This is a genomic window from Ruegeria sp. AI3 (assembly GCF_056541245.1).
In genome coordinates, this window is sequence record NZ_JBQFYA010000006.1 from 1 (window position 1) to 22,113 (window position 22,113).

At 59.3% G+C, this 22,113-nt stretch carries 21 protein-coding genes and 1 pseudogene; 12 read left to right on the forward strand and 10 right to left on the reverse strand.

Annotation, left to right across the window (positions count from 1 at the left end; translation table 11 throughout):
- The 4 genes and pseudogenes from ACRZ95_RS10620 to pedF all read right to left on the reverse strand — a co-directional run.
- Nucleotides 1-97, reverse strand: a pseudogene (locus ACRZ95_RS10620) ((2Fe-2S)-binding protein); the annotation flags it as partial.
- 27 nt (nucleotides 98-124) lie between these two features.
- Complete coding sequence (locus ACRZ95_RS10625) at nucleotides 125-664, reverse strand: SRPBCC family protein (protein ID WP_170378677.1); 540 nt, start codon at nucleotides 662-664, stop codon at nucleotides 125-127.
- A 69-nt stretch (nucleotides 665-733) separates the two neighbouring features.
- Nucleotides 734-1,630, reverse strand: coding sequence for a transporter substrate-binding domain-containing protein (locus ACRZ95_RS10630; RefSeq protein WP_170675950.1), 897 nt, complete (start codon nucleotides 1,628-1,630; stop codon nucleotides 734-736).
- 18 nt (nucleotides 1,631-1,648) lie between these two features.
- Entirely contained in the window at nucleotides 1,649-2,329 is a 681-nt protein-coding gene (gene pedF / locus ACRZ95_RS10635) for a cytochrome c-550 PedF (protein ID WP_170675949.1), read from the reverse strand.
- Nucleotides 2,330-2,485: 156 nt separating this feature from the next.
- Between pedF and ACRZ95_RS10640 the strand changes: the two genes are divergently transcribed.
- The 6 genes from ACRZ95_RS10640 (at nucleotide 2,486) to ACRZ95_RS10665 (ending at nucleotide 7,211) form a co-directional block, all read left to right on the forward strand.
- Nucleotides 2,486-3,652, forward strand: coding sequence for an ABC transporter substrate-binding protein (locus ACRZ95_RS10640; RefSeq protein ID WP_170675948.1), 1,167 nt, complete (start codon nucleotides 2,486-2,488; stop codon nucleotides 3,650-3,652).
- Between the two features lie 5 nt (nucleotides 3,653-3,657).
- Nucleotides 3,658-4,620, forward strand: a complete 963-nt coding sequence (locus ACRZ95_RS10645; protein WP_170675947.1) for a YVTN family beta-propeller repeat protein — start codon at nucleotides 3,658-3,660, stop codon at nucleotides 4,618-4,620.
- 22 nt (nucleotides 4,621-4,642) lie between these two features.
- Nucleotides 4,643-5,092 (forward strand): cupredoxin domain-containing protein, encoded by a 450-nt coding sequence (locus tag ACRZ95_RS10650; protein ID WP_170675946.1) that lies wholly within the window; start codon nucleotides 4,643-4,645, stop codon nucleotides 5,090-5,092.
- Complete coding sequence (locus ACRZ95_RS10655; protein ID WP_170675945.1) at nucleotides 5,089-5,808, forward strand: ABC transporter ATP-binding protein; 720 nt, start codon at nucleotides 5,089-5,091, stop codon at nucleotides 5,806-5,808. Before ACRZ95_RS10650 ends, ACRZ95_RS10655 begins: the two co-directional genes overlap by 4 nt.
- Nucleotides 5,805-6,596: an ABC transporter permease gene (locus tag ACRZ95_RS10660; RefSeq protein WP_170675944.1), complete on the forward strand. Its 792-nt coding sequence runs from the start codon at nucleotides 5,805-5,807 to the stop codon at nucleotides 6,594-6,596. Before ACRZ95_RS10655 ends, ACRZ95_RS10660 begins: the two co-directional genes overlap by 4 nt.
- 75 nt (nucleotides 6,597-6,671) lie before the next feature.
- The gene (locus ACRZ95_RS10665; RefSeq protein WP_170675943.1) at nucleotides 6,672-7,211 is read left to right on the forward strand and encodes a sel1 repeat family protein; all 540 of its coding nucleotides are present in this window, start codon (nucleotides 6,672-6,674) and stop codon (nucleotides 7,209-7,211) included.
- A gap of 87 nt (nucleotides 7,212-7,298) precedes the next feature.
- Here ACRZ95_RS10665 and ACRZ95_RS10670 read toward each other — a convergent pair whose 3' ends face one another.
- Complete coding sequence (locus ACRZ95_RS10670) at nucleotides 7,299-7,853, reverse strand: hypothetical protein (protein ID WP_170675942.1); 555 nt, start codon at nucleotides 7,851-7,853, stop codon at nucleotides 7,299-7,301.
- Nucleotides 7,854-8,029: 176 nt separating this feature from the next.
- On the opposite strand from ACRZ95_RS10670, the gene ACRZ95_RS10675 reads away from it, so the two are divergent.
- From ACRZ95_RS10675 to ACRZ95_RS10700, 6 genes are all read left to right on the forward strand, one after another.
- Entirely contained in the window at nucleotides 8,030-9,796 is a 1,767-nt protein-coding gene (locus ACRZ95_RS10675) for a PQQ-dependent methanol/ethanol family dehydrogenase (RefSeq protein WP_170658879.1), read from the forward strand.
- Between the two features lie 140 nt (nucleotides 9,797-9,936).
- Nucleotides 9,937-10,614 carry a response regulator gene (locus ACRZ95_RS10680; protein ID WP_170378656.1) on the forward strand — a complete coding sequence of 226 codons (678 nt, stop codon included), beginning with the start codon at nucleotides 9,937-9,939 and terminating at the stop codon, nucleotides 10,612-10,614.
- 52 nt (nucleotides 10,615-10,666) lie between these two features.
- Nucleotides 10,667-11,836, forward strand: coding sequence for an FIST N-terminal domain-containing protein (locus ACRZ95_RS10685; RefSeq protein ID WP_170675941.1), 1,170 nt, complete (start codon nucleotides 10,667-10,669; stop codon nucleotides 11,834-11,836).
- 3 nt (nucleotides 11,837-11,839) lie between these two features.
- Nucleotides 11,840-14,047 carry a hybrid sensor histidine kinase/response regulator gene (locus ACRZ95_RS10690; protein ID WP_170675940.1) on the forward strand — a complete coding sequence of 736 codons (2,208 nt, stop codon included), beginning with the start codon at nucleotides 11,840-11,842 and terminating at the stop codon, nucleotides 14,045-14,047.
- A 268-nt stretch (nucleotides 14,048-14,315) separates the two neighbouring features.
- Nucleotides 14,316-15,911 (forward strand): FumA C-terminus/TtdB family hydratase beta subunit, encoded by a 1,596-nt coding sequence (locus ACRZ95_RS10695; RefSeq protein ID WP_170675939.1) that lies wholly within the window; start codon nucleotides 14,316-14,318, stop codon nucleotides 15,909-15,911.
- 15 nt (nucleotides 15,912-15,926) lie between these two features.
- Complete coding sequence (locus tag ACRZ95_RS10700; RefSeq protein ID WP_170675938.1) at nucleotides 15,927-16,871, forward strand: LysR family transcriptional regulator; 945 nt, start codon at nucleotides 15,927-15,929, stop codon at nucleotides 16,869-16,871.
- Here the strand turns inward: ACRZ95_RS10700 and ACRZ95_RS10705 are convergent.
- The 5 genes from ACRZ95_RS10705 to glmS are packed head-to-tail and all read right to left on the reverse strand — an operon-like array spanning nucleotide 16,846 to nucleotide 22,086.
- Nucleotides 16,846-17,697, reverse strand: a complete 852-nt coding sequence (locus ACRZ95_RS10705; protein ID WP_170675937.1) for an HpcH/HpaI aldolase/citrate lyase family protein — start codon at nucleotides 17,695-17,697, stop codon at nucleotides 16,846-16,848. The genes ACRZ95_RS10700 and ACRZ95_RS10705 overlap by 26 nt on opposite strands.
- Nucleotides 17,694-18,851, reverse strand: coding sequence for a CaiB/BaiF CoA transferase family protein (locus ACRZ95_RS10710; RefSeq protein ID WP_170675936.1), 1,158 nt, complete (start codon nucleotides 18,849-18,851; stop codon nucleotides 17,694-17,696). The genes ACRZ95_RS10705 and ACRZ95_RS10710 overlap by 4 nt, the downstream gene beginning before the upstream one ends.
- Nucleotides 18,848-20,095, reverse strand: coding sequence for a methylaspartate ammonia-lyase (locus ACRZ95_RS10715; protein WP_170675935.1), 1,248 nt, complete (start codon nucleotides 20,093-20,095; stop codon nucleotides 18,848-18,850). Before ACRZ95_RS10715 ends, ACRZ95_RS10710 begins: the two co-directional genes overlap by 4 nt.
- A gap of 15 nt (nucleotides 20,096-20,110) precedes the next feature.
- On the reverse strand, nucleotides 20,111-21,577 hold the full coding sequence (locus ACRZ95_RS10720) for a methylaspartate mutase subunit E (RefSeq protein WP_170675934.1): 1,467 nt from the start codon (nucleotides 21,575-21,577) through the stop codon (nucleotides 20,111-20,113).
- A 17-nt stretch (nucleotides 21,578-21,594) separates the two neighbouring features.
- Nucleotides 21,595-22,086 carry a methylaspartate mutase subunit S gene (glmS, locus tag ACRZ95_RS10725; protein ID WP_170675933.1) on the reverse strand — a complete coding sequence of 164 codons (492 nt, stop codon included), beginning with the start codon at nucleotides 22,084-22,086 and terminating at the stop codon, nucleotides 21,595-21,597.
- Nucleotides 22,087-22,113 lie beyond the last annotated feature (27 nt).

Below are 22,113 nucleotides of genomic sequence, written 5' to 3' on the forward strand. Positions count from 1 at the left end.
TCAAAGACAAATGATCCCGCAAAAAACCAGACAATAACGTCCGACCCTCAACTTCACCGCTCACAGACATGCCATTCACAGTCAGCGATATTTTCATCACATTTTCCTCCCTTAAATCTGTAGCTCAACCGCCTAAAACGCGCTTGAGCCAGCCTTTCTTTTCGGTTGCCTCTTCCGCTTGTTGTTCGGGTTCAGCTGCCGCTTCGTCGGCGGGGGCCTCAGGCTCGACCTCGACCGCACTTTGGAAATTCTGAAAGAACTGATCCGCCATTTTTTTGGCGAAACCGTCCACGACACGCCCGCCCAGTTGGGCCAGCTTGCCGCCCACGCGTGCATCAACATTGTAGGTCAGCAAGGTGCCTTCGGGGACATCGGACAGCGTGACATCTGCTGCGCCCTTGGCAAAACCGGCAGCGCCGCCCTTGCCTTCGCCCGACAATTTCAGGCTTTCGCCGGAAATCATGTCGGACAGGGTCACTTTCCCTTTGAACGTGGCTTTGACGGGGCCGACTTTCTGCACCACGGTGGCATCGAACCCGTCCTCGGCTGTGCCGGTCATCTCCTGGCAGCCAGGGACGCATTCGCGCAAAACATCTGCCGACAGCAGGGCATTCCAAACCTCGGACCGGGACGCGGCTATTGTGCGGCTGTCATGTAACTCCATGTCACTCCTCCAGAGTTTTTTCCAACCTAGGGCGTCGGGGCCACAAAGCATATGCGACCTTGGGCGTAGTCAGCGCAGTTCCGGAGGGGTATGCGTCAGCCCGTAATCCGCGAAGATTTTGGCGATGCGGCCATCCTGAAGCGCCGCATAGATCGCGTCATCGACCGCATAGCTGAGGCCGCGATAGGCAAAATGCACGGCCACGCCGCTGGTCCAGGTGCTGACGGCAAAGCCGGGCAGCGGAGGGGTGTGGATATCCAGTTCGGGGGTCAGGCCAGCCTCAAGCTGGGCGCGGGGGCCCATCGCGGCCATCGTTTCACCTGCGGCCAAAGCCTCCATTGCCTGACCTGCGGTTGGGAACCGGCTGACATTCTGCGACAATTGCCCGCCGGGAAAAGACGACAGGTAGAAATCGGCAATCGAATCGTTTTCGACCGCGACGGTGTCAAAACGGAAATAGGCCGGAACCGGAGGGTCTTCGGAATAGGCATCGCGGCGAAAGGCGATGGCGATTTCCTCGTCATGATACTGGCCGGTGAACACCACCTGTTCGACCCGGCAGGCAAACTCGCTGTCATAGGGAATGTGCAGCATGACATTGGCCACGCGCCCATTGATCAGCGGACCTTTCCAGACCCAGTTGCGCAGATCGGCCTCTAGGTTTTCACCGGCTGCGACCAGATTGAACCGGGGCTCGACCCCCAGATCCTGTGCGATCAGCTTGCCGATTTCGATGTCCACGCCCTGTATTTTGCCGTCCTTCTCAAAGGACCAGGGCGCGAAGTCTTCATAGGCCGCGAATTCGATATAGCCGCGTTCGACAATGGTATCGAGGTCCGCGCCGACGATATCGCGACTGGCATTCTGGGGTTTGGGTTGGGGCACATGGTCTTCACACCTGGCCAGAGCCGACCCGGCGTATAGGGCGGCGACCAACAGGGAGAAAATGAAATGGCGTCCGATCATGTGCCCCAGTCTGCCGTTCTATTGCGCGGCAGACAATCCGATAGTCAGCTGCTCCGCCGCTTGTGCGAAATCCGGGGCCTCGCCCGAGATCAGCACCGCAGCACGCAGGGCCACCGAGTCGGCCACAGGCGCGCCCGAGCCGGTTTCGATTGTGCCCGCGATCTCGGTCAGTTCGGTTTGCAAGGCGGCTGTGTCCCCTTCCGCACCTTCTGCCATAGCAGCCAGCTCGTCGCGGATTTCCTTCAACCGGTCCGAATGATCGTCCAACGCGCCGTCATCGGGGCGGGTTTCGATATAGGTGCGGATGGCCCAGGCGGCTTTTTGGCCCAACAGATCACCAAAGGCGGGCATCTTGGTGATACCGTTCTGGGTATAGCCCTCGCGGAAGCGTTCGATATACCATTCGTCGCCGTATTCTTCGGCCTCGAGGTAGCGCAGGTCGGGGGCCAGGCCCCCAGATACAACGCCCAGACCGTGGCAGCGTGCGCAGTTCTGGTTGTAGCCGGAATCGCCGATTTCGATTGCAGCCTGCCAGACCTCTTCGCCCTGATCGCGATAGGGGTTCTCGATCAGCCATTCCTCGCTCACGTCGGGAAGGGCATCCGTATTTACCGGCTGGGGCGCGACATCACCATGTGCCAGCGCCATCCCCGCTGTCACCGTTGCCGCAAGCGCCGCGCTGTAAAAACCAAGACGCATCTCATCCTCCTATTGAAGCTTTCCCCGGTCATAGCGCAGGCAAATACATCGCGACATTCGACCTTGGTTGCAGATGAGCAAAATCTGCGACTAAGGTCGAATGGCTTTCCCATTTTCGACCGGCTTTTACTTTTAGGCCCGGGGAGGAGGCGCAGAATGTTCAGATTTTCTTTTGTTCTTGCAGCCTTGGCGCTTGCATCTGGCGCTGCGCAGGCCGAGGTCGCGATTTCAGTGACCTACCTGCAGCAAGAGGTTGAGCGCCCTCCCGTGCTGTCCAACCTAGATCCAATTCCCGAAGATCTGGGCATGGCGGGGGCCGAACTGGGTCTGGCAGACAATCTGACAACGGCTAAGTTTCTGGGGCACAAATATGATTTGACGGTGACCATGGTGCCCGAAGGTGGTGACTGGGCGCAAGCCGCGCGGCAGGCCTTGGCCAATAGTCCCTTCGTCATTCTGGATGCGCCTGCGCAAGCGCAGCTTGAGGTCGCCGATCTGCCCGAGGCGGCGAGTGCGGTGCTGATTAACGCCTCGGCCCCCGATCTATCGCTGCGCGAGGCCGAGTGCCGCGTCAACCTGTTGCACACCTTGCCATCGGACGTGATGCGCACAGACGCTCTGGCGCAGTTCCTCGTCAAACGCCGGTGGGATGAGATCGTCCTGATCGCGGGTGAGCATCCGGGGGATCATGCCTTCGTCGAGGCGCTGAAATACTCGCTGCAAAAGTTCCGGCTGAAGCTACAAGCGGAAAAGACATGGGTTTTCGATGCCGATCTTCGGCGCAACGCAGCGCAAGAGGTGCCACTGTTTACGCAGGACTTCGGCGATTATGACGTGCTGCTAGTCGCTGATGAGCTGGACGATTTCGGCCGCTACATCCCCTTCAACACATGGGAGCCGCGCCCCGTTGCTGGGTCAGAGGGCTTGCAGCCCGTCACTTGGTCGCGCGTGGTCGAACAATGGGGCGCCGTGCAGATGCAGAACCGGTTTGCAGATCAGGCAGGGCGGGCGATGCGCCCCAAGGATTACGCCGCATGGGCGGCCTACCGGGCGTTGGGCGAGGCGGTGACGCGTACTCAATCAGATGATCCAGTGGTTCTGCGCGACTATATCCTGTCGGATGATTTCGAACTGGCGGGCTTCAAAGGCCGCGCGATGAATTTCCGTGCCTGGAACGGCCAGTTGCGGCAACCCATCCCTCTGGTCACGGATCGCGCCGTGGTGGCGATGGCTCCGCTCGAGGGGTTTTTGCATCAACGCACCGAACTGGACACGCTGGGCATTGATGAAGCCGAAAGCCAGTGTCAGGCATTTAAGGAGTAACAGCGATGAGACTAGCAGCACTTCTGGCAGCGACCGCGCTCTGCGCTCCGGCCATTGCGGATGAAATCTGGATCAGCAATGAAAAGGACGACACGCTCAGCGTGATCGACATCGAAACGCTTGAGGTGATCCGCACCATTGAGACCGGCGAGCGCCCACGCGGGATCACGTTTTCCAAGGACTACTCAGTTCTGTATATCTGCGCGTCCGACAGTGACTCGGTTCAGGTAATGGACCCCGAAACGGGCGAGATTCTCCATGACCTGCCCTCGGGCGAGGACCCCGAACAGTTTGTGCTGCACCCAAATGACAAGCATCTCTACATCGCCAACGAGGATGACGCGATCACCACGGTGGTGGATACGGAATCGCGCACGGTGATTGCGCAGATCGACGTGGGGATCGAACCCGAAGGGATGGCCGTGTCGCCCGATGGCAAGATTGCCATCACCACGTCCGAAACCACCAATATGGCCCATTGGATCGACACCGAGACACAAGAGCTGTTCGCCAATACTCTGGTCGATTCCCGCCCGCGCCATGCCGAGTTCCTGAAGGACGGGACCGAGCTGTGGGTCAGCTCAGAAATCGGCGGCACCATCACCGTGTTCGACGTGGAAACCCAGACCGAAAAGGCCAAGATCGAGTTCGAGGTCGAAGGCGTCCACCCCGACCGGGTGCAACCCGTGGGTTTTGAGCTGTCCAACGGCGATGAGACAGCCTTTGTCGCGCTGGGACCGTCGAACCATGTGGCGGCGGTGAATGCCGAAACCTATGAGGTTGAGGATTACATCCTCGTGGGTCGCCGCGTCTGGCACATGGATTTCAACGCCGACAAGTCGCTGCTGTTTACCACCAATGGCGTGTCTGGCGATGTGACCGTGATTGATGTGGCCAAGCGCGAACCGATCAAGACGATCAAGGTTGGGCGTTTCCCCTGGGGCGCGGCCTTCCGTCCGACCAACTGACACGATTGAGGAGACTTAAGAGATGAAGCGACTGATATGCGCGGCCGCGATGTTGGCTATGGCTTTGCCCGCTGCGGCTTTGGCCGACGATGATGATGACGACGGCTTTGGTCTGGCCGGTATCCTGTCGGCCAAGAACAAGGAAGACCTGCCTCCGATCATTCTCTCCGCCGGTGTCCCCTTGGCCGAGGCCCCGTGGGAGCTGAAATCCGGCACCTATTATGAGTTCGAAATTCAGGGCGACGGCAGTCAGGAACTGGCTCTGGTCGGGCCTGAGTTCTTCCGCGCGATCTGGGTGGATGAGATCGTTGTCGAAGGGTTGGAAATCAGACCTCTGGGTGTCGATTCCGTTGAGTTTGACGAGGCGGGCGAGATGGAAATAGGCTTTGTCGCGATCAAGCCGGGCAGCTACTATCTGAAAGTACCGGGCAGCACCGGCGAAACGCAGCGGCTGGAGATTACCATTAAGTGACAGGGCTTTCGGTCCGCAATGTCAGCTACGCCTATGGCGACAAACGCGCCCTTGATGACGTGAGCTTTCACGTCCCGCAGGGCGCGTTTTGCGCGTTGCTGGGGCCTAATGGCGCGGGGAAATCGACGCTGTTTTCCTTGTTGACCCGCCTGTTCACCACCGCGCAGGGGGTGATTGAGGTGGCGGGGTTCGATATCTCGAAACAGCCCCGTCAGGCCTTGGCGCAGATCGGGGTCGTGTTTCAGCAGCCGACGCTGGATCTGGACCTCACTGTTCATCGCAACCTCAGCTACTTCGCCGCTTTGCATGGCCTGTCAGGTCGCACAGCCGAGAGCCGCATCGCCGCCGCTTTGGAACGTCTGGATATGGCCGAGCGCGCAAGCGAACGCACCCGCGATCTGAATGGTGGCCATCGCAGACGGCTGGAGATCGCGCGTTGCCTGATCCATTCGCCCTCGGTCCTGTTGCTGGACGAACCGACAGTGGGGCTGGATGCCGCCGCCCGCAGTGCCATCACCAAACATGTGCATGATCTGTCGTCGCAAGATGGGCTGACCGTGTTATGGGCCACCCATCTGACCGATGAGATCACCCCGGACGATCAGCTTGCCATTCTGCATCGAGGCAAGATGCTGAAACAAGGCACCTGCCGCGACATCACGGGTGACCAACCCCTGCAACAGGTGTTTCTGTCGATGACCGGAGCCTCCGCATGACCGGTGCGCTGATCGCCCTGCGCGCGATCCTGATCCGCGAGGCGCTGCGATTTGTCCTACAGCGCAGCCGGTTCATCGCCGCTTTGGTGCGCCCACTGGTCTGGCTGATCGTCTTCGCCGCCGGGTTCCGCGCGGCCTTGGGCCTGTCAATCACGCCGCCCTATCAGACCTATATCACCTATGAGATATACATCTTGCCGGGCCTGTGCGGCATGATCATGCTGTTCAATGGAATGCAAAGCTCCCTCAGCCTTGTTTATGACCGTGAGATGGGATCGATGCGGTTGCTGCTGACCAGCCCTCTGCCGCGATGGTGGCTGTTGTTCTGCCGCCTGCTGGCCAGCACCACGATCTCGATTCTGCAGGTCTATACCTTTTTGGCGGTGGCCGCGATCTACGGCATTGATATGCCCTGGTACGGATATCTGTGTGTCCTTCCCGCACTGATCATTGCCGGGCTGATGCTGGGGGCGCTAGGTCTGGCTTTGTCCTCGGCCATCAAGCAGCTTGAGAATTTTGCGGGGGTGATGAACTTTGTCATCTTCCCGATGTTCTTCCTGTCCTCGGCGCTCTATCCGCTGTGGAAGATGGCCGAAAGCTCGGCCCTGTTGCGTGATATCTGCGCGCTCAACCCCTTTACCCACGCGGTCGAACTGATCCGCTTTGCGCTCTATGGTCAGTTCAACGGCCCGGCTCTTGGTTGGACCTTCCTTGCCGGTCTGGCCTTTCTGGGCCTCGCGCTGTGGGGCTATGACCCGGCCCGTGGGATCAAACGCCACGGTCGCTAAACCGTCTACGACCATGGCAGAGGTGAAATGCGCCGCCCGATGCGCTAGTATGCCTTTCAAACGGAGGGTTCTTTCATGATCCGTATCGCGATTGCATTGTTGTTTCTAAGCACAGCCGCTTCGGCCCAGACGGTCGAGGATGAGTACGGCACGCTCAACCCGCAGGACACGGGCTTTGGCCGCGTCATGAGCAATATTGACAATGGCGTCACCGATATGACGACCTGCGCGACCGGCTACTACATCACCAAGTCCGGCCGTCACGAGATGGCGCGCAAGCTGTTCGAAAGCTGCGCCAATGCCGGGTATACCGGCGCGATGACATGGATGGGGCAGCTGGACAATAACGGGCTGGGCGGAGACTATGACCCCGATGCCGCCGCCGCCTGGGACAAACGCGCCGCTGATCTGGGCGATCCGGTGGGCAAGTTCAACTACGGCCTCAACCTGCTGCGCGGCCACGGGGTGGCGCAAGACCCCGAGCTAGGCCGCGCCTATGTCGATGAAGCCGCCCGAGACGGCCTGAAAATCGCCAAACGTCTGCAAGATTCTGGCTATGATCCGAATGAGGTCACGCCGGACGCAGATGAGTGGAAATACGCGCCTTTGTTTTGAGCTGAGTGCGCTGACGTAGCCAGGCACTGGTAAAAGGCGCGGGTGCCAGATGGTGCGGCGTTTCGCAAGTCGAGGCCAAACCTCTGATCAGTCGATCACAACCTGCGGTAACCAGTGGCTGTCGGGATCGGCCTCGTGGATGTCTGCCTCGGATACGGGCCTCAGATCTCCGTCTTCGGGTGGGGCCGATAGGATGCCCATATCCATTTCGTGCAACTGTCCGATCAGGCGGTCGCCATCGCGCTGCAGGCGGTAGTAGACCCCGTTCCACATATCAATGCCGTATTCGGTGGCGCCCTTGTGGATAAACAACAAGTCGTATTCCAGATCGGTCAGATCGTCGTCGGAGACCTCGCGCCGCAGAGGATAAGGGTAGGGGACATGGCACCAGTGTTTGTCCGCCCCCTCAAGACAGCGAAACGGGCGCATGGACAGGAAATGGTCCGCGAAGGGGCCTGCTCTCAGGTTGATCTGATAGGCTGCGGTGTCTTCGCGTGGTTCGAAAGACACGTTTCCGATCAACAGCTTGTTGCCGTCTCCGTCGATCAGAGAAATGGCCTTCTGCCCCGACAGAGGATCGGCCAGCGCAGGCTGCGTGCAGATCAAAGCCGTAGGTATTAACCAAGTGAAAAGCCGCCGCATCATCGCCTCGCGCGTCAAAAAAGATGGCCCAACCTAGTTGAAATCGACCGTTTGCGCCCTACGACCAATGTGCAATTCCAACACCGGTGCCCGCCTGCGAATAATACTCTCGCCAACAATCCCGACGCGTCGGAGATTCGGCGTGGAGGAAAGACATAAGTCTAGGGAGGATACCGATGAACCGGTTTATCATGGCCGCCGCTGCGAGCATTGTCGCAACCGGCGCAGCCTATGCAGAAGTTACCGAAGACGATCTGGCCAACGACCAAACGATCACCACTCAGGTTGTGACCAATGGTATGGGACGGCATTTGCAGCGCTACAGCCCGCTGGACATGCTGAACAAGGACAACGTCAAGAACCTGCTTCCGGCCTGGGCCTTCAGTCTTGGCGGAGAGAAGCAGCGCGGGCAGGAAACCCAGCCGCTGATCTATGACGGGATGATGTATATCACCGGGTCGTATTCACGCCTTTACGCGATTGATCTGGAGACCGGCAAAGAGGTCTGGCAATACGATGCTCGCCTTCCCGAAGGCATTCTGCCCTGCTGTGACGTGGTCAACCGGGGTGCTGCCATCTATGGCGACAAGGTAATTTTCGGCACGCTGGACGCGCGGATCGTGGCGCTGAACAAGGACACGGGCGATGTGGTCTGGCGCGACAAGATTGCTGACTACAAGGCAGGATATTCCTATACGGCTGCCCCGCTGATCGTTGATGGCCTTGTCATTACCGGCAACTCGGGCGGTGAGTTCGGCATCGTTGGCGCGGTTCAGGCCCGGGACGTCAATACCGGCGATCTGGTTTGGGAACGCCCCGTGATCGAAGGCCACATGGGCACGCTGAATGGCGAAGAAAGTACCATGACAGGTGAGCTGAACGCAACCTGGCCCGGTGACATGTGGAAAACCGGCGGCGGCGCGACCTGGCTGGGCGGCTCTTACGATGCTGACACCGATACGCTGGTCTTCGGCGCAGGCAATCCGGCCCCGTGGAACAGCTGGCTGCGCAATGCGGGCACCCCCACCGAAGGCAACAAGGGCGACAACCTCTATGCCGCCAGCCGCATCGGGATCGACCCCAAGACCGGCGAGATCAAGTGGCATTTCCAGACCACCCCGCGTGAAGGCTGGGACTATGACGGTGTGAACGAAGTGGTCGCTTATACCGACCGCGAGGGCAACCAGCGCTACGCCACTGCCGACCGGAACGGGTACTTCTACGTTCTGAACCGTGAGGATGGTGGGTTCGTCTCGGCGACACCTTTCGTCAAGGACATCACATGGGCCGACGGAATTGATGAGACCGGACGTCCGATCTTTGTCGAAAACAATCGCCCCGGTGATCCGGCCGCTGCGGCTGATGGCAACAAGGGTGAGGTCATCTTTGCCTCGCCGTCCTTCCTGGGCGGCAAGAACTGGATGCCAATGTCGTTCTCGCAGAACACCGGCAATTTCTATGTGCCATCGAACGAATGGGGCATGGATATCTGGAACGAGCCGATCACCTACAAGAAAGGTGCCGCCTATCTTGGCGCTGGCTTTACCATCAAGCCGAACTACGAAGATCACATCGGCTCGCTCAAGGCCATCGACCCCGATACCGGCGAGTGGAAGTGGGAATATAAGAACGACGCTCCGCTGTGGTCGGGCGTGATGACCACAGCTGGTGGCCTGGTGTTCTTCGGTACCCCCGAAGGCGAGTTTATCGCGCTGGATGACGAAACCGGTGAGAAACTGTGGTCGTTCCAGACCGGTTCCGGCATCGTCGGTCAACCTGTGACCTGGGAACAGGATGGCGAGCAATATGTCTCGATTATCTCCGGCTGGGGCGGCGCGGTTCCGCTGTGGGGCGGTGAAGTGGCCAAGAAGGTCAACTATCTGAACCAGGGCGGTACCTTGTGGACATTCCGCCTACCGAAAGAGCTGGCCTCGGCGAACTGAGGCGGGTTCTGACCCCAAAGATCGCGCGCTCGGAATCCGGGCGCGCGTTTTCTTTGGTCTACGACCTTCCGCCAGTAGGCGTATGCTGACGGTGTTGCTAGACTCAGAGCAAAGAGAGTTTCAATGCAAAGGCGACCTTGATGCTTGCAGAACCCGCCAGACAGACCGACTTTGAGAATGTTCTGATTGTCGACGATCATCCGTTGTTCTGCGACGCCTTGTCGATGACCCTGCGCAGCGTGGCCGAGATCGGCGAAATTCACACCGCAGACCGTTTGGAAAACGCTATGGAACTGGTGGCCAAAGGGCTGAAACCGGATGCGGTGATGCTGGACCTGAACCTGCCGGATGTGGATGGCCTGGATGGTCTGGTGCGCTTGAAATCCGCGGCGGATGCGCCGGTGATTGTTGTGTCCTCGCTGACCGACAACCGTGTGATCAGCCAGGTGATCAAGGCAGGAGCATCGGGATATGTGCCCAAGCACAGCCAGCGCGATGTGTTCCGCACCGCGTTCGAGACGGTGCATGCGGGGGGAATCTTTGTCCCCGATGGCTGCGTTCTGATCGAAGATGAGGAAGAGGATGAACATAGCGATGCGGTCAATCGGCTTGCCGCGTTGACCAATCAACAGGGCCGCATCCTGCAACTGATCTGCGAGGGCAAGTTGAACAAGCAGATCGCTTATGACCTGTCGATTGCCGAAACCACGGTTAAGGCGCATGTCACTGCAATCATGCGGAAACTTGGCGTTCAAAGCCGCACTCAGGCGGTTCTGATTGCCAAGAAAGCATCCTTTGCCAGCGTATTGCAAGAATAGGGTCAGATACTCTAACCTCTCAGCAATCGTCGGGCTTTAGGGAGGAGTCGCGATGAACCAAGCATTCGGATGGGCCAGCGCCCAGTCCGTCAAGCCAGGCATCGTAAAGACGGCATTTGCGGAATGCAGCGCCGACAACGCAGTCAGGGAACTGTCCAAGTCGCTGGGGGATGACCCCATGGCGCTTGTTATTCTGTTTGTCAGCCCCAATGCCGATCCTAAGGCGGTGATCGCCGAGGCTGAACAGGAATTTGCGCCCACGATGGTGGTCGGATGCACCACCGCCGGAGAGCTTGCCGAAGGTGGCTATAACGAGGATCAAATCGTCGCGCTTGCCTTGCCGCGCTCACATTTTGAAACGCGCACCATTCTGGTACCGGATCTGGATGTTTTTAGCGCGCAAGACATCATTGCCGAAATGATCCACAACCGAACGGCAATGACGCGCAGCTTTCCCGCTTGGGAAAACGAATTCACATTCCTGATGATCGACGGGCTGTCCACGAAAGAAGACGAACTGACATCCGAGTTGGCGATGGGGTTGGGGCCGGTGCCTTTGTTCGGTGGGTCAGCCGGCGACGGGACCGAGTTCGGCCACACCTATGTTCTGCATGGATCACAGGCGTTGGAGAACGCGGCCATTTTGGTGCAAGTGCGAACCTCTTGCCCGATCAAGGTGTTCAAGACCGATCACCTTGTTCCGGCCGCGCATCGCATGGTCGTGACCAAAGCCGACCCGGTCAACCGCATCGTTCAGGAAATCAACGCGGAACCCGCAGCGCGGGAATATGCGCGCATCCTTGGCAAAGACCCCGAACAGCTGACCCCCTTTACCTTCGCGGCCCATCCGGTCGTCGTCCAGATCGGAGGTCAGCACCATGTGCGGGCCATTCAGCAGGTCGCGGGCAATGGCGATCTGGTGTTCTTTTCAGCCATTGATGAGGGGCTGGTTCTGACCCTGGCCGAACCGCGAGACATGGCGGTGCATCTGCGGGAAGAGATCGCAGCGCTGAACGAGAAGCAAAAACCCGATACGATCCTGGCCTGCGACTGTATCCTGCGGCGGCTCGAGGCGCAGGAGAAACAGAAGACGCACGAAATCTCGCGCATTCTGTCGGACAATCATGTGGTCGGGTTCTCGACCTATGGTGAGCAGTTCAACTCGATCCACGTCAATCAGACGATGACCGGGGTGGCGATCTATCCGCCCAAGGACGACTAGCGGATGATCGAGCATCTGACCGACCCGCTGGATCCGATCGAGCGCCAGAATGAAAAACTGCTGAGGATCGTCGAGGCGCTGATGCGCCGGGTCGAGGAATCTACCGATGCCTCGGGTGCTGCTTATGCGCAATTCCAGCGCGCCGCTGTGTTGGAACAAGAGATCCGCACCCGCACTGATGATCTGGAGCGCGCTCTGGACCTGCTGAACGCGTCCAACGCGCAATTGGCCAAGGCCAATGAGGAGACCGAAGCTGCTCGGGCCAATTTGGCGAACGCGATCGAGGCGGTGAAGGATGGCTTTGCCCTGTTTGGGCGCGATGAAAAACTGGTGCTGTGCAACAGTCGCTTCGGGTTGCACATGCCCGATATCCAGGGCCGGCTGAAACCAGGTCTGCGTTTTACCGAATATGTCGAGCTTGTCAGCCGATCGAGCTCTCTGTTGCTGCCGGAAGGGGTTACGCCTGTGGACTGGGCCGAACTTCGGCTGACGCGTCATGCGGATGACCATGTGGTGTTCAATGTGGGCCTGAGCGGTAATCGCTGGATGCAGGTCTCGGAGCATCGCACGAAAGATGCAGGCACTGTTATCCTGCAGACGGATGTGACCGATATCATGCGGGTCGAGCGGCTGGAGCGCGACCGCATCTTGGATGACAAATCGCGCCTGATCCGCGCCACGCTGGAACATATCGACCAGGGCGTTTGTATCTTCGACAACAAGCACCGATTGATTGGCTGGAACAACCGGGCCAGCGAGCTTCTGGCGATTCCGGTCGGGCAATTCCAGATGGGCACGCAGTTTGAAACGCTCTATGACCGGCTCGGTTCGAATATGAGTTTCCAACCGGGGATGAGCTGGGGTGATTTGTCCGACTGGACTAAGCGGCACACCTCCCGGCGTCCCTTGCGGTTTCTGTTGCATCGGGGGCGGTCGAAAATCCTGTCTGTCTTTGCGCAGGAAATGCCCGACAAGGGCTATGTGATTTCATTTACCGATGTGACGGCAGAACGAAAATCGGCGCAGGCGCTTCAGGACGCCAAGGAATTGCTGGAAAAGCGGGTTGAAGCGCGCACCGTTGAACTGGCCGACGCGCTGGGCGAGGCGGAACGGGCAAATGCGTCAAAATCCCGATTTGTTGCCGCCGCCAGTCATGATCTGCTGCAACCTCTGTCCGCCGCCAAGCTTTATGTGGCTTCGCTGAAAAACGGGTTGGATCAGGCGGAAACGCATGATGTGGCCACAAAGGCGGAAAGTGCGCTCAACAGCGTGGAGCATATCCTTGAGGCTCTACTGGATATTTCGAAATTGGATTCCGGCAGCGCGACAGTCCACCTCTCGACCGTATCGGTGGGTGACATGTTCAAACAGATGGAAGACGCTTTCCGCCCGGTTGCACAGGCCAAAGGATTGGAATTGCGGGTGGTGCCGACCAGCGCGCTTGTGGCCAGTGATGCCAGCTACTTGCGGCGCATCCTCCAGAACCTCCTGTCCAACGCAATCCGCTATACTGATACCGGCAGGGTTTTGGTCGGGGTGAAGCGTCGCAAAACCCGCGTGTCGATCGAGGTACTGGATACTGGAATAGGCATCGCCGCCGATCAGCGCGACATGGTTTTTCAGGAATTCAAGCGGGTGCAATCCGACGCAAGCGCCGCCGAAGGTATGGGTCTTGGTCTCGCCATCGTCGAGCGCGCCTGCGGGTTGCTCAACCACCCGATTCATCTGCGCTCCGAGTTGGGAAAAGGCACGGTGTTTTCCGTCGAAATCCCTGTGGTGCAGGACCAAGGGCAGTTCAGTGAAGGCCGTCCCGCTGCTGCCGACAGGAAAACGGGTCAACTGGCGGATATGATCGTTTTGCTGATTGAAAATGACGCAAATCTCAGAAATGCACTGATGCTAACGCTCGAGTCCTGGGGCGTTCATGTGCTGGAATGTAGCAGTGAGGATCAGGCCGTGGACCTGCTGCGCGAGATCGGTATCACACCCGATGCGATCGTCGCGGACTACCAGCTGGATAGCGGAAAAACCGGGACTGAGGCGGTGCGTCGGATCAGAGCGGAATTCAGCGATGTGCCCGCCTGCATCATCTCGGCCAACCGCTCTCCTGAAACAGCGGAAGAGTGCAAGGCGAACGGGTTGGAGTTAATACACAAACCCATCGACGCCAAAGAGCTTAGATACCAGTTGGTCAGCTTGATTTCGCTTTGATCCCTGCACGGGTCTGCTCGCGGACCGTGATAGCTGAATCTTGACGTTGATGGTGCTGAAGATCGACCCGCGCTGAATGAAGGACAGTTGGGTCGCCGAATGCGGTGCCGGTTCGATCATGGGGAGTGATGCATTGCGTGGTGTGAATTGGTGTTTGCCGAAATGGAGTATTCTGGCGCGATTCTCTTTTGGTAATTTTTGGTGAATAAAATCGCATTTAAGTTAAGAACCATTGAGTGTTTATGAGTATCTCACTAGGGTGCGCGCCATGACCCAGACAACGAAAACAATCGGTACGACCTGCTATCGCCATCTTGGCAATGAAGGGCTGGAAACCGCCAAGTTCGATGATGAAACTTTCCTGCGGGTGTCGTCCGAGGCTATCAGCAATTTGACCTCAACCGCCTTTGCGGATGTCTCGCATCTGTTGCGCCCCAGCCATCTTGCCCAGCTACGCGAGATTCTCGATGACACGGATGCTTCGGCCAACGATCACTACGTGGCGCTGGAACTGCTAAAGAACGCGGTGATCTCTGCCGAGCGAGAATTCCCGAGCTGTCAGGACACTGGAACGGCCGTTATTCACGGTAAGAAAGGCCAGAACGTTCTGGTCCAGGGCGATCTGCATGCGGCGGTCGAGCAGGGGGTCATGGACACCTGGGAAACGCGTAACCTGCGTTTTTCGCAAATGGCCCCGCTCAGCATGTACCGCGAACATAACACCGGTACCAACCTGCCCGCGCAGATCGACATCGAGGCCCTCAGCGGGGATGCTCTGGAGTTCCTGTTCATGGCCAAAGGAGGTGGCTCGGCCAACAAGACGTTTCTGTATCAGGAAACAAGGCGACTGCTGGAACCCGAGCGGATACTGGCATTCTTCGACGAAAAGATACGGACTTTGGGTACGACGGCTTGCCCGCCATACCATCTGGCGATTGTCATTGGGGGGCTTTCGGCTGAACACTGTCTGAAAACGGTCAAGAAGGCCTCGGCCAAGGAATTGGATGATCTACCCACGACCGGTAGCCCCGATGGGCGCGCCTTTCGCGATCAGGAGCTTGAGGCGCAGATATTGGAGCTGACCCGCAACATGTCGCTGGGTGCCCAGTTTGGCGGAAAATATTTCTGCCATGACGTGCGCGTCATTCGCCTGCCGCGCCACGGAGGAAGCCTGCCGGTTGGTATGGGTGTCAGCTGTTCGGCGGATCGCCAGATCAAGGGGCGAATCGACCGGGATGGGATCTGGGTTGAGCAGTTGGAACATGATCCGGCTCGGTTCCTGCCCGCGCAGGATGTCGCGGCGCAATCCGCAACCCGGATCAACCTGGACCAGCCGATGGATGGTATCTGTGCCGAATTGTCCAAGCTGTCCGTTTCAAGCCCGGTTCTGCTGTCGGGCACCATGATTGTCGCGCGCGATCTGGTGCATGCCGAACTGGCCCGGATGATCCGAGAGGGTCAGGAGTTGCCGGACTACATCCGCGATCACCCAGTCTACTACGCGGGCCCGGCCAAGACGCCCGAAGGGTATGCCTCAGGCTCGTTCGGGCCAACCACAGCCGCGCGGATGGACCCTTATGTGCCGGAACTGCAAGCGCTGGGCGCGTCCCGTGTGATGATCGCCAAGGGCAATCGTGCGCCCTCGGTCGTACAAAGCTGCAAGGAGCATGGCGGGTTCTTTCTGGGCTCGGTCGGCGGGGCGGCGGCAGTTCTGGGCAAGGACGTCATCAAAAACATCGAAACGCTGGATTTCCCCGACTTCGGGATGGAGGCCGTCTTTCGCATAAAAGTCGTGGATTTCCCGGCATTTGTGATTATTGACGACAAAGGAGGAGACTTCTTTACCCGCAAACCAGCCTTCTAGCGCACAGGAGCCGCAATGCCGCCAACTTCCGACAAGATCACCCTGCGCCAGTTGCAGATATTTCTGGTAGCGATCGAGACGCGCAGCTTTGTGCGTGCGGCTGAGCGCCTGTCACTGACCCCGCCTGCGGTGTCGATGCAGATGAGCCGGTTGAGCGAGGAATTCGGCGCGCCGCTGTTCGAGAAATCCGGCCGCTCAGTAATCCCGACCGAGGTTGCAACGGCCTTGGTGCCCTATGCCGAACGCATGACCGAAACGCTGGCCGAGGCGGTCGATGTTGTGCAGATCATGCAGGGCAAGCTGGACCACCGGGTTCGGGTGGCCATGGTGACCACTGCGCGCAATTTCGGCCCACATCTGCTGGCGCAGTTTCAGCAGGAACACCCGGAATGCGATCTACAGTTCAAAATCGCCAACCGGCGCAGCGTGATTGAGATGCTGGATACCGATCAGATCGACCTTGCGCTCATGGGTCGCCCGCCGCGCCGGATAGAGACAACGGCGCATCAATTCGCGAAACATCCCTATGTTTTGATCGGCCACCCGGATCATCCGCTGGTGCGCTCCAGACGAATCCGACGCTCGGACTTGCCGCACCATCAGTTCATCGTCCGCGAACGGGGGTCGGGCACGCGCATGGTGCATGAGTTCTTTTTCTCGGACTCGGGCCTGCCGCAGCCCAAGGCGCAGGAAATGGACAGTAATGCCAATATCAAACAGGCGGTCATGGCGAATATGGGGCTGGCCTTCATCTCGGCTCACACGATCGCGCTGGAGGCGATGGCCGGAAAGCTCAAGATCCTGAATGTCGAAGGCATGCCGGAATATCGCGACTGGTTCGTTCTGCATATGCGCAACAAACCCCTGCGTCCGGCGGCGCGGTCCTTTCGGGATTTCGTCGATCAGAAAGGCCCGGCCTTTATGGAGGATTTCTTCAAAGACGCCGGGATTGCAACATAGATTGCGCCCGCGCCACGATGGGCGGGTCGATCATTTTGCCATCTAGCATGACAGCGCCCAGCCCCTGCTGCGTGGCCTGATCAAACGCCTCGACCACGCGGGTTGCCTGTTCGATCTCGGACGCGCTGGGGTTGAAGACCGCGTTAACGATTTCGACCTGACGCGGATGGATGCACAGGACGGCGTCGAAGCCAATCGCGCGGCCAAGATCGACGCAGGCGCGGAAACTGTCCATATCGTGGATCTCGGCAATGCTGCCCGGTAGGCCGATGGCCTTTAGGCTACCCGCCTTGGCTGCATGGATCAAGGACTGCGCCGGGCCTTTCAGCGCCTCGATTGAAGGCGCATGGCCGCAATCGGTCGAGAAATCCTCAGTCCCGAATGCAAGCGCGGTCAGCCGAGGGGTTGCTTTTGCGATGCTCGCGGCGTTCATCAGCCCTTGGGCTGTTTCGATCAAGGCAATCAGTTTGATCTGACCCTCGGGCAGTTTGGCCTGTCGCTCCAGCATCGACAGATAGTCCGCCACCAGATGCAGATGGTCGGCCCCGATGACCTTGGGCAGCATGATCGCGTCGACGCCGGGCAGGATGGCAGCCTCAAGATCGCGGACGCATTCGCCCAGATCGGTATTGACCCGTATCATAACCGACACATCACGGGCGGTCAGCACAGAGACCGCCTCTGCCAACCCGTCCCGTGCGGCCTGTTTGCGGTCGCGCGGGACGCTGTCCTCAAGGTCCAGCAGGATCGCATCCGCGCCCCGTTCATGCGCGCGGGCGACTAGCTCAGGCCGGTGCGCCGGAGTGAACAGGTAGGACCGGATCATGCGGCTGCGGTCTCGGCGAATTCGGACCGAATGGTATCGGTATGTTCGCCAAGCGCGGGCACACGGCCAAAGCGCGGTTTTTCCGGATCAAAGCTGTGGCGCACGGGGGCCGCGACCAGATGCGCCTCGTCCCCGTTTTCCAGCGTGACCGGCGTACGGCGCAGCTGCGGGTGTTCGGCAAAGGTGCTGACCGAGTTCACGGCCCCATAGGCGATGGCTGCCGCGAACAGCTTGCCTTCCAGCTCAGACCGACTGTGACCGTCAAAGAACTCAGCGACGATGGCATCCAGTTCGGCGCGGTTGGCGACCCGTTGGGCGGCGTCGCAGAACCGGGGATCGGTTGCCAGATCGGGCTGTCCGATGACATCGGCGCAGAGGCGTTTCCACTCGCGTTCGTTCTGGATCGAGATCGCCAGAACCTCATCATCCTTGGTGGTAAACCCACCATAAGGCGCGATGGACGGGTGATGCAGGCCAACCGGCTGAGGCGCTTTGCCCGCATAAACCGTATGCATCAAAGGCACGGTCATCCAATCGGCGGCCGTGTCGAACAGGGACAGCTTCACCGCGCTGCCCTTGCCGCTGATGCTGCGCGCGATCAGAGCCTTCTGTATGCCGATGATCGCGTTCATGCTGGCACCGATATCGCAGACCGAAACACCAATCCGGCCGGGATGTCCGGGCGCGCCGTTGACCGAGACCAGCCCGCTTTCGCATTGCACCAGAAAGTCATAGGCCTTCATGTCGCTGTACCGTCCATCCTCACCATATCCGCTGATATCGCAGGTGATCAGGCGCGGGTTGCGTTTGCGCAAGACATCCTCACCAAACCCGGCGCGGGCAATGGCGCCGGGGGCGAGGTTCTGGATGAACACGTCCGCCTCGTCCAGAATACGGTGCAGCAGGGCGGCATCCTCGGGGTGTTTTATATCCAGACACAGGCTTTCCTTGCCGTGATTGGCCCAGACGAAATAGGACGCCGAGCCTTTCACCGCGCCATCGTATTTGCGGGCGAAATCGCCAGTATCGCGCTCGATCTTGATGACGCGCGCGCCGCCCTGGGCAAAGTGGCACGACGCGAGGGGGGCAGCGACGGCCTGTTCCAAAGATACGACCAGCAGGCCTTCATAAGGTTTGAGTTGGGTATCGGTCATGCGGCAGCTCGTGTGTTCAAAAGCGCAAGGGTGCGGTGCATTTCGTTGGCGACGATGGTCATGCCTTCGTCAAAGCCCATGCCGGGTTTGACCAGCACGCGGTCGGGCCGGGTGGCCATGGCGGCATGCAGGCAGGCGCGGGCCGAGATATCGGTCTCGTTACAGGTGCCGCCCTGATACGCCGCGACACCATTGGCTTTGCAGTAGAGCACCGCGTCGACCGTATTGTGCAGCGATCCCAGATCAGGGGTCTTGATCTGAACCATGTCACAGCAATCGGCATCGACGAAATCGACAACGTCCTGATAAGTGTTGCACCATTCGTCAGCCACGATTTTCACGTTGCTGCCAAGCGCCTGCAGAGACGCCCGGATGTCGCGCAGCAGGGTGATCTGCCCATCTTTTGAACCCGCATCGGCAGGCCCTTCGATATACAGATCAAAAGGGGCGGCGCGCTGTTCCAGCGTTGCCAGATAGTTGGCAATCTTCACCGCGTCATTGTCAAAGATCATGCCCACCGTACCGTAGACGTCGATATGCAGTACCGGATGATAGCTCTCATCCGTGCGCAGAGCTTGAATGCGGCGCGACAGCCATGTGACGTATTCGGCCAGTTTCCCGCCAGTCTGGCCCAGTTTCTGGGGGATGTTGTTGATCAGGCCATGAGGTAGGGCGTCGACCTGTTTCAGCACCATCTTGTCCACGGCCTCATAGCGGTTGTCGCCGCTCTGCCCAAACAGGCGCAGAGGGGCCGCGATGGCCTCAAGCCCCCATTCGTCGCAGATGACTTCGAATTTCATCTTGCCTTTGGCAATCGACGCCGCCGACAACAAAGCCTGCGACAGGCCATAGCGCACGGCGGTGTGCAGAGGCTGGCCGTCGACGACAAGCTTGTCGAAGAATTCCGCGCTTTCGCGGAAGTTTCGCACATCATGCCCAATCAGCTGTGGCGTCAGATGTTCCTGCAGGAACGGAATGACAGAGGAAGCCAGAAACAACGGATCGCGTCCGGCGGCTCCGGAATATTGCACGGCCGCGCAGTCGCCCTCGGCGATCTGGCCGTTTTCCAGCTCCAAAAGGATCGAGACACTTTCCCCATATTGCCGGACGCGGGCGAAGCCGTCGGTCAGGGCCTGCCCGCAATAGACGAACCCGTCCTGCTTGGCCCCCTGTTTGATCGCCGCCTGGTCGTCGAAATAATACGAGGCCAGCCCCGGCGCGAAAACAACGTTCTTGATCTTCATGACTATCTCTGTGCGTTAGGCGGCGACCGAAGGCCGGCCGATGAGTTTGCTGGCCGAGATGGCGCGGACGTCGTCGACCACCATGTCAAAGGACACCTCGCGCCCCTCGGACCGGGCGCGTTCCGCGATGCGGTCCCGGTGGAAGGCCATGACGTCCTTGGGTAGCGGTACATTTCCGGTCTCAAAAATCCGCAGCGCGCCGTGGTTGTCTCGGACCGGTGTCAGTTTGCCCGCGTTCCCGATGGCGGGGGCGAAGGGGATATCCATGACGCCGCTCTCAAAGGCCAGAACGGCGCCGCGTGCGATGTCGCCCTTGCCCAGTTTTAGGACGGCGCGCATGACGGCGTGAACCTCGGCCTCTATCACCTCGACCTCGGTCAGGATTTCGTTGCCGTCATTGCGGTTCTGATCCGCGATCATGTTGACCATCTGGCGGGTTGCCTTGAGCCCAGCCTGGTTCGCCTCAAGCGAGGGGATGCCGCTGGCCTCATGCGGTGTTTTCACGATGATCTTGGTGGCCCGCGCCTGTTTCGCGGCCAATGCGCCCAAACAGATCACGGCGGTCGCCTTGGCCTCATCCTCGGGGAAGCCGCCCATCCACTGGTGAAACACGGTGGTCAGTTGGTAGTCGTCATAGCCGGCGTTCTGGAAATAGTGATGCCCAAGCCGCCGTAGCGACCGCAGTGCAGCGACGTCCTGCACCAGATTGCCCGCCTGACCATAACCCAGCGTGATACAACGCACACCTTGTTCCAGCGCCAGCAAGCCTTCGATGATCGCGACCACATGCGATACGAAAGGCGGTACCAGGGTCCCGGTCAAAGGGCCGAAGGGTTCGCGGTTGATGCGGATACCGTGTTCTTCGAACCGGCCCACCAGGCGGTCGCAATATTGCCAATGGCGGATCGACTGCTCTAGCGGAATGTTCTTTGCGTAAGGGACGTTATAAGAAATTCCGCCGCCCTCGTAGGACGAAAAACCCGAGCTGAGCGTGACCTCAGCCAGCAGGCGTGCATCCGGTGTGCCGTGCCGCACCTGAATGGGTCTTGAAACGGCGTCGACCAGTCTTGTACAGCCTTCCACACCATGGTTGACCGCTGGGAACCCGTTCAGCAGCGAAGTGCCTGCCGCGCGGGACCGGTCGATGCCATTCTGCGCTTCTTCATAGCGGTTGTGACGGGAATAGGCGTCGATGGTGGTGGGCAGCACATCGCAATAGGGGGCCAGCCCCTCCATCAGCGCGGTGTGTTCGCGCTGCAGCGCAACGCCCGCACGGGGTTGCAGCAGAGTCTTGCCGGTTTCATCCGCATCCGCCAAGGCTGCCGAGAACCGCTTTTCCGAGGGCAGCGCATGCTGACGGGCAAGGCCCGCGTCAAAATCCACCCCGGCACCAGTGTGCCAGGATTGCAGAACGCCCTCACGCTCGGCGTCGAAAACGGAATCGGGCAGCTTGGAATTCGTGATTTCTGGCGTGCCGGTCATGTCACCATCTGCCTTTGCTAGATTGCGGCCCAATCGGCGAACTCTGGTGCGAAAGCGCCCGAGTTGTGCCCGATATTCGGAAGACGGTTCATGTCGATGTCGTTTTTCAGCAGTGCCACGACCTCGTCGATATTGGCTGAGGCTGGGAAGACGCGGTCATAGCCCATCTCTTTGAAACGGGTGACTACGGTCGCGAAATCCTGTTTGCCGATTACGAGGTTGCCACCGACGTAGAGCAGGATGTTCCCGATCCCAGCAGCCTCGCACCGGTCGCGCAGGCCCTGGCAGTCGATCTCACCGTGCCCGTAGATGGATGAGACAAGGATCGCACCGGCTTTTTCAGCAAGGGCCGCGGCGACGAATTCAGCTTGGCTGACCATGACCCCAAGGTTCACGACCTCGATCCCGGCCCGGGTCAGCAGGCTGTCGAGGATCTTGTTGCCTACGGCGTGGCAATCTGCGCCGATCACTCCCAAAACAACTTTATGCGTGGTGTTGGCGTCGAACATGTCTCGCTCCTCCTGTGTCGCGCTTTG

Excerpts from the sequence above, each read along its gene's own strand:
- ACRZ95_RS10665 (WP_170675943.1), top strand. The coding sequence starts at position 6,672 with ATGATCCGTATCGCGATTGCATTGTTGTTTCTAAGCACAGCCGCTTCG.
- ACRZ95_RS10700 (WP_170675938.1), top strand. The coding sequence starts at position 15,927 with ATGCCGCCAACTTCCGACAAGATCACCCTGCGCCAGTTGCAGATATTT.
- glmS (WP_170675933.1), bottom strand. The coding sequence starts at position 22,086 with ATGTTCGACGCCAACACCACGCATAAAGTTGTTTTGGGAGTGATCGGC.
- ACRZ95_RS10660 (WP_170675944.1), top strand. The coding sequence starts at position 5,805 with ATGACCGGTGCGCTGATCGCCCTGCGCGCGATCCTGATCCGCGAGGCG.
- ACRZ95_RS10625 (WP_170378677.1), bottom strand. The coding sequence starts at position 664 with ATGGAGTTACATGACAGCCGCACAATAGCCGCGTCCCGGTCCGAGGTT.
- ACRZ95_RS10680 (WP_170378656.1), top strand. The coding sequence starts at position 9,937 with ATGCTTGCAGAACCCGCCAGACAGACCGACTTTGAGAATGTTCTGATT.
- ACRZ95_RS10630 (WP_170675950.1), bottom strand. The coding sequence starts at position 1,630 with ATGATCGGACGCCATTTCATTTTCTCCCTGTTGGTCGCCGCCCTATAC.
- ACRZ95_RS10640 (WP_170675948.1), top strand. The coding sequence starts at position 2,486 with ATGTTCAGATTTTCTTTTGTTCTTGCAGCCTTGGCGCTTGCATCTGGC.
- ACRZ95_RS10715 (WP_170675935.1), bottom strand. The coding sequence starts at position 20,095 with ATGAAGATCAAGAACGTTGTTTTCGCGCCGGGGCTGGCCTCGTATTAT.
- ACRZ95_RS10690 (WP_170675940.1), top strand. The coding sequence starts at position 11,840 with ATGATCGAGCATCTGACCGACCCGCTGGATCCGATCGAGCGCCAGAAT.
- ACRZ95_RS10685 (WP_170675941.1), top strand. The coding sequence starts at position 10,667 with ATGAACCAAGCATTCGGATGGGCCAGCGCCCAGTCCGTCAAGCCAGGC.
- ACRZ95_RS10670 (WP_170675942.1), bottom strand. The coding sequence starts at position 7,853 with ATGCGGCGGCTTTTCACTTGGTTAATACCTACGGCTTTGATCTGCACG.
- ACRZ95_RS10710 (WP_170675936.1), bottom strand. The coding sequence starts at position 18,851 with ATGACCGATACCCAACTCAAACCTTATGAAGGCCTGCTGGTCGTATCT.
- pedF (WP_170675949.1), bottom strand. The coding sequence starts at position 2,329 with ATGCGTCTTGGTTTTTACAGCGCGGCGCTTGCGGCAACGGTGACAGCG.
- ACRZ95_RS10650 (WP_170675946.1), top strand. The coding sequence starts at position 4,643 with ATGAAGCGACTGATATGCGCGGCCGCGATGTTGGCTATGGCTTTGCCC.
- ACRZ95_RS10695 (WP_170675939.1), top strand. The coding sequence starts at position 14,316 with ATGACCCAGACAACGAAAACAATCGGTACGACCTGCTATCGCCATCTT.
- ACRZ95_RS10720 (WP_170675934.1), bottom strand. The coding sequence starts at position 21,577 with ATGACCGGCACGCCAGAAATCACGAATTCCAAGCTGCCCGATTCCGTT.
- ACRZ95_RS10705 (WP_170675937.1), bottom strand. The coding sequence starts at position 17,697 with ATGATCCGGTCCTACCTGTTCACTCCGGCGCACCGGCCTGAGCTAGTC.
- ACRZ95_RS10675 (WP_170658879.1), top strand. The coding sequence starts at position 8,030 with ATGAACCGGTTTATCATGGCCGCCGCTGCGAGCATTGTCGCAACCGGC.
- ACRZ95_RS10645 (WP_170675947.1), top strand. The coding sequence starts at position 3,658 with ATGAGACTAGCAGCACTTCTGGCAGCGACCGCGCTCTGCGCTCCGGCC.